Source organism: Microcoleus sp., from assembly GCF_049646505.1.
Taxonomy (GTDB): domain Bacteria; phylum Cyanobacteriota; class Cyanobacteriia; order Cyanobacteriales; family Microcoleaceae; genus Microcoleus.
Genome location: NZ_JBARVX010000616.1, coordinates 1 through 8599, shown reverse-complemented (window position 1 = coordinate 8599; position 8599 = coordinate 1). Strand labels below are relative to the sequence as shown.

The following is an 8599-nucleotide window of genomic DNA, read 5'->3' as shown; positions in this document are numbered from 1 at the left end:
TTGGAAACCGTACAAATTTAATCTAATCTTCAGTCCGCGCAGGCGGACTTTGTTTTTGTAGAAGCGATTTCAATCGCCGATTCCCATTGCCGGTTCCCATTCATAAACCGGATGATGCTGTGGCTTTGACTGGTTAGTTTGATGACGATATTTGTCCGAAAAAAATCCCATTAGAAACCGTAAAAATTTAATCTAATCTTCAGTCCGCGCAGGCGGACTTTGTTTTTGTAGAAGCGATTTCAATCGCCGATTCCCATTGTCGATTCCTAATTCCCGTTCAAACCATCGGCAAATTAAGCACAAATCCCGGCAACACATCTTCCCCCGATAAACTTACAGGAAACTGTACAATCTCCACCTCGCAATCAGCGCGATAAATTTCCACTTGTTCGTCTTGAGGATTAATCAGCCAACCCAAGCGCAAACCGCTGTTGAGATATTCCTGCATTTTCTCCTGAAGCGGCCGCAGCGCATCTGTACGCGAGCGCAATTCTATCACAAAATCAGGACAAATCGGCGGAAACTTCTCCCTTTGTTCATCTGTCAAAGCCGACCATCTTTCCAAGCTAACCCAAGCCGCATCGGGAGAACGGTCTCCGTTATTTGGCAGCCTAAAAATAGTTGAAGAACTAAACACTCTTCCTAGCTGCGTTCGTTGATTCCACATCCAAACTAAGCCAATTAAATCGGCTTCTCGATTGCCGCTGACTCCGCCTACTGGTGACATAATGATAATTTCTCCTTTAGCAGTCCGTTCAAATTGCCAATCTCGATTCTTCTGACACAAACGGTAAAACTGTTCGTCTGTTAGTTCTACAGTATCTAAGTTTAAAGTAACGGTTGTCATTTTTCCTAACTCCCGAAAAATATGAGTCCTGCAAACCTATTTTAGCGCCGCTTTCTGTCAATGACAAATTTATCGCCTGCTCTCTGATATTGCTTCACGACCTTCGTAATGACAGACGAAATAAATCAATTTTAACATCAGTCCTCCCCGGGAGGACTTTCGCTTTCCGACTGGGGTTAAAAGCCGATTCGGACTATTGCGAAGTGCCAAATCTCAGTTGACAATGTAATTAAGTTCGATCGCCCAATCTCAACATAAATCAAAAAAATGCTATAATATAAAGTTTAACTGCTAAACTCATCCGCCACCAGAGAACACAGGAAAATTTTATGGTGATTATTACCTCCCAAGAAATTGCCCAATTTCGATCGCAATTAGCCGAATATCCCGAAGCCCTAAAAGCCCTCGACGAAATCGAAGATTGCGAAGGCAACATCGAAGATGCAGCAATATCTCTGGCAATTCAAGCCGGACAAGAACCGAACATTTCGGAAAAGTGGCTGGACGGATTGGCCAAAAGATGCCGCGTTGCTATCTGCAAATCTGAGGTCAAAGAAGAGTTGACAAACGGACAATTGAATGCAGCCTTTAGAGATTTAGTCGCTGCAAAAATTTGTCCTAAAATTTTGGTAACTTCGGTGATTATTTATGTATTTAAAACTGGAGTAAATGATTTTTGCGAGCCTCTGGAATATAAACTGTAAAGCCATTGATGCAGTTAAAATCGCCCCGATTTCCTGAAACAAAACGAGGCGATTTATAAAGAGGGATGGCTGCGTCGTGCGGACTTTGATCTATCCCTGTGCGCTGTACCCAGCCGGCACCAAATCTGGCGACAATCCCAAAGATTTCCCCAGCAAACGAGCAAGTTGCACTAAAAAAATGGCAGTATCTTCGTCACCTTCCCGGGCCATTGAAGCCGATATTTGGATTAGCATCTGCACAAACCCCGCATCAATTAAATCGGAACAGGAACTCAAAACCTCTGGTTCTTGGCCGTTGGGACAGGTGAGCACTCGCTCGATCAAGTTCAAATAAGCCTCTTGGCGTTCTGGATTCATTTTGGGAGGATCGGTACAGTAAATAATTTATTATTACGTTTAACTCTGTTCTGTCAATCAGGCGATCGAAGATGCGATCCCCGTCTTTTCTCTAGAATCTTTATTCCGTCGGGAATAGACAGAAGCTTAAAGAAAATCTTAAGTTTCTCGATTTGAGTTTAGTTGAGGTAAGGTGTTATTTGGCACACTCTAATGTTAGGTAAGGTGCGCCGACGGGCATCCTACGATTCAAGGGAATTAGGAATTTACAAAATGAAAATAGGAATATTTTTAGGAAATTTAGGAAATCCCGCCATCTACTATCCCAAACTTGCCAAAATTACCGGCGGAGTCACCGCGAGTATTTTTCTTTGTCAATTATTGCAATGGAAAGCGCAACATTCCAACTCTAGCGAATGGGTGAAAACTAACAGCAACGAAATTGAAAAAGCCACGGGTTTAAGTCCAGAAGAACAAGAACTTGCGAGAAAATTGCTGAAAGTCCGATCGCTCCTCAAAGAAAAATTAACAAATCCCCACACGGACACCCTAGAACTCTGGGCGGACATTGACGCTTTTGAGGAAAAACTTAATAACTTTTTTGCCAACAACCACACCGAGACTGTAACAGAACCAATTGGCGATCGCACAAATCGCCCTGTAGAAATATTATCCGAAACTTCCCCCCCACAGCGTGCAGTTAAAACCGACAAATATTTCGGACAACCGCGCCAGCAAATAGCGGTTGCTGTCACCGCGAATTACCAATTTAGCGGCCCTTGGAATTCCCAAGAAGAATTGCACAACTTTCAGCGGGCTTTAGAAGAATATGCCAGAGTTCGCAACTTAGGATTTGGCAATCCTTCGGGATGGGCTTTTAAAGTTATTGACGGCATGACAAAAGGCTTAACTTCGACTTTTTGGGACGAATTTATCGCCGGAATTCCTTTAGGAGAAAGTCAGAAAGTTAAGCGGGATTGGGAAATTGAGCCGGAAGTGCCTTATCCGGCGTTTGAAGAGGAGCGAATTCAGTATTACGTCCACAAGGGCGAACCGCTGGAAGCAGCAGTGTCTAAGGCCCGCGCTGACTTGAGAAATCCGGTGTTGGGGAAGGATTTGTGGGAGGGTTTTTTGCGAAAGTGCGATCGTATTGCGGATGATGCGCTCAAAGCAAAACAGCAGGGCGTTGACACACCATATCTGCCCTCTTCCTTCAACGAAAAACCGCAAATCACCAAGGATAGCGTAATGCGGAAATTGGGGGCGATCGGGCCACAATTTGCCCTGAATCAATCGACATCTGAACCGATGCCAGAACCGCCAAAACTCGAACCACAAGAGCCGCCAACCGCCGACGAAATTCCCAGTATTTCCTCTTTGCAAAAAGCTTACAACACTCCTCTAGGTCGAAGTATAATTGAGAAACAAATCGCTGCGAATCCAGACTGGGGCTACGACATAGTAGACGGTGAAATAGTCGAATCAATTCCTTTTTAGGAGGCGAATATGAAGCGAATTAGCGAGATAAATGCGTTGGGAAAAGAGCGACCAAATCCTTCTGACGAAGAGAGGGAACAACTGCGGCGGAAAAGGTTGCAGCGAGAAAGAGATGAAGGATATCAAAAGTTAGTTGAACTATGCAATTTTGGCGAATATGACATGGCCCAACAGTTGGCAAATCGACATTTTAATTGGGGTTATGAAATAGTTGATGGGATTGTGATGGAGAAGATAGATTAGATATTAGCCAAAGTCAGGACACGGCAGTGCCGTTTCCCTACAATTAATTGCGCGATGGTTATCAGAAAAGGAAGATTGATGATTATGGGGTAGGGACACGGCAGTGCCGTGTCCTCCTTATCTTGTGCAAATTGATTACCACAATCTCTATGTTACAATTATAACTAAAACTTAAATGCAATCAAAATATGACCGCAACTATTAACGCCAAAAACCTAACTTTATCAGAAGTACACCGTCTGTTCGGCTTTCAAAAGCAGTACGCTAACTCATTTACCTCTCTGTTATCCCTTGAAGATATAACAGAACACGAACAGCAGGAACTTACACAAATTAGGGATGATTTTGATGACTATATTTCCACGGATCGAGTTTCAGAAGGATTGGTAAAAGCTCTGACTACCTTTCCCTTAATGCGATTGGCTGGCTTCTACCGCCGCCCGATTAAAATTAGTTTAGAACAAGATATCGCCGAAATTAGCATTGAAGATGAAGATACAATCGTTAAAGGACGGTTTGATATCTTGGCTGTCAACAGGATAAAGCCCATCAGAAGCGATACATATTTTTGGGTTTTGGTAATTGAAAGTAAAAATTCTGGAATCAACGCATTGATGGGTTTATCCCAATTGCTAACCTATGCTTATCAAAATTTAAAATATCAAGACACAATCTGGGGTTTGACAACAAACGGAATGCACTATCAGTTCGTGAATATTCAGGGGGGCAATACTCCAAGCTATCAGCTAATGCCTTTGCTAAACCTGATGGAGCCCGAACCTTCAATTTTGTTGCTGCAGGTTTTAAAGGCTATTTGTAAGCTATAAAAAATGAGGCAAGGAGTATTCCTCACCTCAAATCTTATACCAAATCTCCCTTTATTTCTTCAGTCCGCTAGGAGTGGACTTCGTTTATGTAGCAGCGATTTCAATCGCCGAACAATATAAGGGGTAATGAAATTTTTAGTAGCCTCTGGTGTTAGGCTTGTGGATGATGAAGCTCAGCACTTGGCACTGCTTCACGTTGTCAAAACCCATGACGCGGATGTAGCACTGAGAATTTTCTTGGCGGCAAGCTTGAATTTCAGTCATGATTTCTTGGACGCTGCGAGCACCAAACAAAGGCAATTTCCACAAAGTCCAGTAGCGCACTTCAGGATTAGAAGTTTCGTTGAATTCTACGCCGGGGATGTAGCCTTGATCCAAGATGTATTGCAGTTGCTTGGCGATTTGGGCGTCTGTCAGCGGGGGCAAATAGGACAGAGTTTCGTAACGACGCTCTTTAGGTAAAGTCTTCATTTTTTGTATCTCTAAGGTGTGTGTTCGATCGCACTTCTCGATCGATTAACTCGACAAATTATCCAGATTCGGTTCAGAATCTATTGATGCTTCAGGATGACTGGTAGAAACAGACCAATTAAGTTGCGTAATTCGCTCTAAATGCTGGCGTCTGTGTTCCATATTCGCCTGTTGAATGCCAGTACAAACCATTTCTGGCAAAAATTCCGTCACGTCGTGAGCCAGATACTCTCGCACAGTCATGATCCGAAATCCTAAATCTTGATTTTCCCTCAGCAGCTCGTGAATGTAAGCTTCTCCATCTTGGATTTTGTTCTTCGTGGAAAAGTCATTCAACCAGATTGCTTGGGCAGGATTGGTTTCGCTCAACTGAGCGACAACAATCCGCACGGATTGATAGGTTAGGTAACTTGCCAGCACCTTAGCGGTGTCTTTCGCAACTTGTTTGAGATCCATTTTTGACCCCAGCTCCCTCAAATTTGAGATTTTGGATTTTAGATGTTAGATGCAAACTTACTTGTAAATCTTCTTCAAAGATAAAGACTTAACAGCAAGTTTGCGACCTAAAACCTAAAATCTGCAATCCAAAATCATCAAACGGTATCCATTGCCTCGAATTCAAACTTGATTTCTTTCCAAAGTTCGCAAGCAACAGCCAATTCAGGGCTCCATTTGCAAGCTTCGCGAATGATGTCTCCGCCTTCGCGCATCAAGTTGCGGCCTTCGTTGCGAGCTTGGACGCAAGCTTCCAATGCAACGCGGTTAGCTGCTGCACCAGGTGCGTTGCCCCAAGGGTGGCCCAAGGTGCCGCCGCCGAACTGCAAGCAGGAGTCGTCGCCGAAGATTTCAACCAAGGCTGGCATATGCCAGATGTGGATACCACCGGAAGCAACGGGCATGACACCGGGCATGGAGGCCCAATCTTGGGTGAAGTAGATACCGCGAGCGCGGTCTTGTTCGATGTGGTCTTCGCGCATCAAGTCTACGAAGCCCATCGTGATGCCTTTTTCGCCTTCGAGTTTGCCCACAACTGTACCGGAGTGCAGGTGGTCGCCGCCGGACATCCGCAAGCACTTGGCAAGTACGCGGAAGTGGATACCGTGGTTTTTTTGACGATCGATCACGGCGTGCATGGCGCGGTGAATGTGCAACAGAATACCGTTGCGGCGGCACCATTTGGCCAAGCTGGTGTTTGCAGTGAAACCACCGGTCAGGTAGTCGTGCATGATGATCGGGGTTTTGATTTCTTTGGCGAACTCAGCCCGTTCCATCATTTCTTCAAAGGTGGGGGCGGTTACGTTGAGGTAGTGGCCCTTGACTTCGCCGGTTTCTGCTTGGGCTTTTTCAATAGCTTCTTGAACGAACAGGAAGCGATCGCGCCAGCGCATGAACGGTTGCGAGTTGATGTTTTCGTCGTCTTTGGTGAAGTCCAAACCGCCGCGCAGAACTTCGTAAACGGCACGGCCGTAGTTCTTCGCAGACAGACCCAATTTGGGCTTAATTGTACAGCCGAGCAAAGGACGGCCGTACTTGTTCAGTTTGTCGCGCTCAACGGTAATACCGTGAGGGGGGCCTTGGAAGGTTTTCAGGTAAGCAATGGGAATCCGCAGGTCTTCCAACCGCAGGGCGCGCAGAGCTTTGAAACCGAACACGTTACCGACCAAAGAGGTCAGCAAGTTGGTGACGGAACCTTCTTCAAACAAATCCAAAGGATAGGCGATGAAGCAGATGTATTGGTTGTCTTCGTTGGGAACTGGCTCGATGTCGTAGCAGCGACCTTTGTAGCGGTCGAGGTCGGTCAGCAGGTCAGTCCAAACAGTTGTCCACGTACCTGTGGAAGATTCAGCGGCCACAGCAGCTCCAGCTTCTTCTGGGGGAACTCCCGGCTGCGGTGTGACGCGGAATGCTGCCAAAATATCTGTATCTTTCGGCGTGTAGTCCGGGGTGTAATACGTTAGTTTATAGTCTTGAACTCCGGCTTTATACCCAGCCTTTGATTGAGTTTGGGTTTGCGCGTAAGCCATATCTCGCTTCCTAGTATTCGCTTAATTTTTTTGCCCGATCGCAGGCTGTTAGAAATATATCAAAAAAGTGGCGCTCTTAAATTTTAATATTCTTTTAATCTTCATAAGTATTGTTTATTTTTATTTACATTTAGACAATATTCGTAACATATCTTATTAAAAGCCGGTAGCCAAGGATGCAGGGGGAAAGGCTGGGGATCGAGGAGATTTTGGATTTTAGATTTTAGATTTTAGATTGAGGAAACAGGAAAGATTAGTCATAAATACTTAAATTTCTGGCGGATATCGATTAAATTTGAGATTGTAAATTTTAGGTTGGGGGTAGGAAAAGTTAGTTATAAATACTTAATTTTAGGGTAGGAGATCGAGCTCAACTGCAATCGAGTATGCAATTCTTTAATTGAAAATCCCGTGGGGGGCCAAGAAACCGGGTTTATGGGAAAAATTTGGGTGTATTAACGAGAAATATACCAAGAAACCCGGTTTATGAGGTTGTAAAGCCCGATCGCGCCAACTCTGGCACAATCGAAAATCCAAAATCCCGTGGGTGGGCGAGAAACCGGGTTTCTACAAAAAATTGGTGTATTAACGAGAAATATACCAAGAAACCAGGTTTCTGAGGTTGCTGCGATCGCGCCAACTCTCCCAAAATCCACAATCAAAAATCCCAAATCGAAAATCCCAAATCGACTGACTCTGAGAGGGCAAAGTCAAAAATCGACATCGTAGCACATAATATGGACAGGACTGGTGCAGCAACCTGGTTTTTCCACGAACCAAAATCCGTCGTTACAGCAATTCAACCTCGCTTAAAACCGGGTTTCGGCGTTAGCTGCGCGTAAGTCTAATATAGATATCTAGCCCCATTTTTACTCTGGTTGTGCCTCACCCCCCTTCAAAAGCCGTCCACTGCATTAATCCAGATTGCCCAAGGCCTTACCCTCAGACTTGGGGCAACAATTTTTGTCACAGTTGCGGAGCTCCGCTGCGGCTAAACAATCGCTACGTACCTCTAGAAGTCCTCGGTTCCGGCGGTTTTGCAGCCATATACACGGTTTGGGACGCAGAAACTCAAACAGATCGCGTCCTGAAAGTATTGCTCGAAACTTCCCCGAAAGCGCTGAAACTGTTCGAGCAAGAAGCTTCGGTTTTGGCATTTTTGCGGCATCCCGGTGTGCCGAGAGTCGATGGGGACGGTTATTTTCACGTCCAAACTCAAAATTTTGCAGGAGAGGGTAGAAATGCCGCAGCGAGGCGCTTGCCTTGTTTGGTAATGGAAAAGATTCACGGCAAAACTTTAGAAGAAATTCTCGAAGAACACCCTCAAGGATGCGCCCAAGAATGGGTGTTTAGCTGGCTGTGTCAAGCTGTGGAAATTTTAGAGGAGTTGCACAGGTGTCAGATTATTCACCGCGACATTAAACCCTCAAATTTGATGCTGCGAGACGCGGAATCTCCACAAGTTTTGCTGAGCAAGGGTTTGGGTGGATTGCAATTGGTGGCGATCGACTTTGGGGGAGTTAAACAAATCGGCGGTGTCGAAGCGGTGGGGAAAGATTCTGGGAGCTCGACGCGCTTGATTTCGCCCGGATACAGCCCGCCGGAACAAATTGTGGGTGGCGGTGTGGTGCCGGCGACGGATTTTTATGC

10 protein-coding genes are annotated in these 8599 nt (G+C 45.3%); 5 read left to right on the top strand and 5 right to left on the bottom strand.

Annotation, left to right across the window (positions count from 1 at the left end; genetic code table 11):
- Window positions 1–277 precede the first annotated feature (277 nt).
- The gene (locus tag WBA89_RS28685) at window positions 278–847 is read right to left on the bottom strand and encodes a Uma2 family endonuclease (RefSeq protein WP_424411021.1); all 570 of its coding nucleotides are present in this window, start codon (window positions 845–847) and stop codon (window positions 278–280) included.
- A gap of 329 nt (window positions 848–1176) precedes the next feature.
- Between WBA89_RS28685 and WBA89_RS28680 the strand changes: the two genes are divergently transcribed.
- Window positions 1177–1551: a hypothetical protein gene (locus WBA89_RS28680; RefSeq protein ID WP_373534310.1), complete on the top strand. Its 375-nt coding sequence runs from the start codon at window positions 1177–1179 to the stop codon at window positions 1549–1551.
- A 90-nt stretch (window positions 1552–1641) separates the two neighbouring features.
- On the opposite strand, the gene WBA89_RS28675 is transcribed toward WBA89_RS28680, so the two are convergent.
- A complete protein-coding gene (locus tag WBA89_RS28675; protein WP_424411020.1) occupies window positions 1642–1908 on the bottom strand; it encodes a hypothetical protein in 267 nt (88 codons plus the stop codon).
- A 252-nt stretch (window positions 1909–2160) separates the two neighbouring features.
- Between WBA89_RS28675 and WBA89_RS28670 the strand changes: the two genes are divergently transcribed.
- The 3 genes from WBA89_RS28670 to WBA89_RS28660 all read left to right on the top strand — a co-directional run bounded on the left by WBA89_RS28670 (window position 2161) and on the right by WBA89_RS28660 (window position 4454).
- Window positions 2161–3384 (top strand): hypothetical protein, encoded by a 1224-nt coding sequence (locus tag WBA89_RS28670; RefSeq protein ID WP_424411019.1) that lies wholly within the window; start codon window positions 2161–2163, stop codon window positions 3382–3384.
- 9 nt (window positions 3385–3393) lie between these two features.
- Window positions 3394–3627 (top strand): hypothetical protein, encoded by a 234-nt coding sequence (locus WBA89_RS28665; RefSeq protein WP_424411018.1) that lies wholly within the window; start codon window positions 3394–3396, stop codon window positions 3625–3627.
- Window positions 3628–3815: 188 nt separating this feature from the next.
- On the top strand, window positions 3816–4454 hold the full coding sequence (locus tag WBA89_RS28660; protein ID WP_424411017.1) for a restriction endonuclease subunit R: 639 nt from the start codon (window positions 3816–3818) through the stop codon (window positions 4452–4454).
- 135 nt (window positions 4455–4589) lie between these two features.
- On the opposite strand, the gene WBA89_RS28655 is transcribed toward WBA89_RS28660, so the two are convergent.
- The 3 genes from WBA89_RS28655 to WBA89_RS28645 all read right to left on the bottom strand — a co-directional run bounded on the left by WBA89_RS28655 (window position 4590) and on the right by WBA89_RS28645 (window position 6949).
- The gene (locus WBA89_RS28655) at window positions 4590–4925 is read right to left on the bottom strand and encodes a ribulose bisphosphate carboxylase small subunit (protein ID WP_424411016.1); all 336 of its coding nucleotides are present in this window, start codon (window positions 4923–4925) and stop codon (window positions 4590–4592) included.
- Window positions 4926–4970: 45 nt separating this feature from the next.
- Complete coding sequence (gene rcbX / locus WBA89_RS28650; protein WP_424411015.1) at window positions 4971–5381, bottom strand: RuBisCO chaperone RbcX; 411 nt, start codon at window positions 5379–5381, stop codon at window positions 4971–4973.
- Window positions 5382–5518: 137 nt separating this feature from the next.
- Complete coding sequence (locus WBA89_RS28645; protein ID WP_424411014.1) at window positions 5519–6949, bottom strand: form I ribulose bisphosphate carboxylase large subunit; 1431 nt, start codon at window positions 6947–6949, stop codon at window positions 5519–5521.
- A gap of 880 nt (window positions 6950–7829) precedes the next feature.
- Here WBA89_RS28645 and WBA89_RS28640 point away from each other — a divergent pair.
- Window positions 7830–8599 (top strand): serine/threonine protein kinase (locus WBA89_RS28640; protein WP_424411013.1); only part of this gene is annotated, 770 nt, incomplete at its 3' end.